Here is a 1,535-nt window from a genome sequence, read left to right on the forward strand (position 1 = left end):
TCAGGGCGTGGTCCCCGACGCACGAGTGGCCATTTGCGTCGAACGCAGCCTGGACATGATTGTCGGCTTGCTCGCCATTCTCAAAGCAGGCGGGGCCTATGTCCCGCTCGACCCAGCCTATCCGCGCGATCGACTGGCGCATATGCTGCAGGACAGCACGTCAGTAGCACTACTGACCCACCAAGGGTTGAGAGGTGTTCTACCTGCAATCCCAGGTCTGCCGGCGTTCGAATTAAACACGCCCGAAATAGCCGTAACGCTGGCCTCGCAAGCAATCACTAATCCGCAGGTGCGTCAGTCGGCGCAACACCTAGCATACGTTATCTACACCTCTGGCTCTACCGGAATGCCAAAAGGCGTGATGCTCGAACACCGTAACGTGGTCAATCTGGTCCAGGGTCACATTGCGATGTGCGAATTAACACCTCACGATCGCGTTTTGCAGTTTGCCTCGTTTAGCTTCGACAGTTCGGTGCCGGAAATCTTCTCTTGCCTAGCGGCTGGCGCCGCACTGGTTATACGCCCTCCCCGGCTCACAGTACCGGACGATGATTTCGCCACCCTCCTCCAGACACAGCGCATTACAATAATCGACCTACCAACCGCGTTCTGGCATCGGTGGGCGCAACAGATTGGTGCAGGATACGCCTCTCCTAACCCCGACCTGCGTTTGATCTTGTCTGGCGGAGAAAGGTCAGAGTTGCGTCACCTGGCGACATGGTGTGGCGAACCGTCGTTGCACCGCACGCGGTGGATCAATAACTATGGCCCAACCGAGGCAGCAGTCAATGCCACGGCGTTCAGCGTCGCCTGCAGCGGCAGTTTACCTTTACATTCAATCCCTATTGGCCGCCCGGTCGCCAATACCCAGATCTATATCCTCGATCCTCACGGTCAGCCGGTGCCTAGCGGCGTAACCGGAGAAATCCACATCGGAGGCGCCGGCGTCGCGCGCGGCTACCTGAACCGGCCGGAACTGACCGCCGAGCGCTTCGTTGCCGATCCGTTCAGCGCCACGCCGGGCGCACGCATGTACAAGACCGGCGACCTGGGCCGCTGGCTGGCAGACGGCAACATCGAATACCTCGGCCGCAACGACTTCCAGGTCAAGATCCGAGGCTTCCGGATCGAACTGGGCGAAATCGAAGCGAAGCTGGCAGCCTGCCCAGGCGTAGGCGACGCGGTCGTCGTTGCGCGTGAAAACAGCTCGCTCGACCAGCGCTTGGTCGCCTACGTGATCGCCCGGAATGGCGCCGCGCTCGATGCGGCCAGCCTGCGCGCCTCGCTGGCGGCGAACCTGCCGGACTACATGCTGCCGGCAGCCTTCGTCATCCTCGACGCCTTCCCGCTCACTCCTAACGGCAAACTTGATCGCAAGGCTTTGCCGGCCCCGGACCAGTCGGCCGTGGCTAGCCGCGGCTACGAAGAGCCTCAGGGAGTGGCCGAGACTGCCATCGCCGCGATCTGGCAGGAACTGCTGGGTCTGGAACGCGTCGGCCGCAACGACCACTTCTTCGAGCTCGGTGGACACTCGT

1 pseudogene is annotated in these 1,535 nt (G+C 61.4%); it reads left to right on the top strand.

What is annotated here, in order from left to right:
• Positions 1-55: 55 nt before the first annotated feature.
• Positions 56-1,535, top strand: a pseudogene (locus tag NX775_RS23835) (non-ribosomal peptide synthetase); the annotation flags it as partial.

Source organism: Massilia aurea (assembly GCF_024753205.1).
Taxonomy (GTDB): Bacteria; Pseudomonadota; Gammaproteobacteria; order Burkholderiales; family Burkholderiaceae_D; genus Telluria; species Telluria aurea.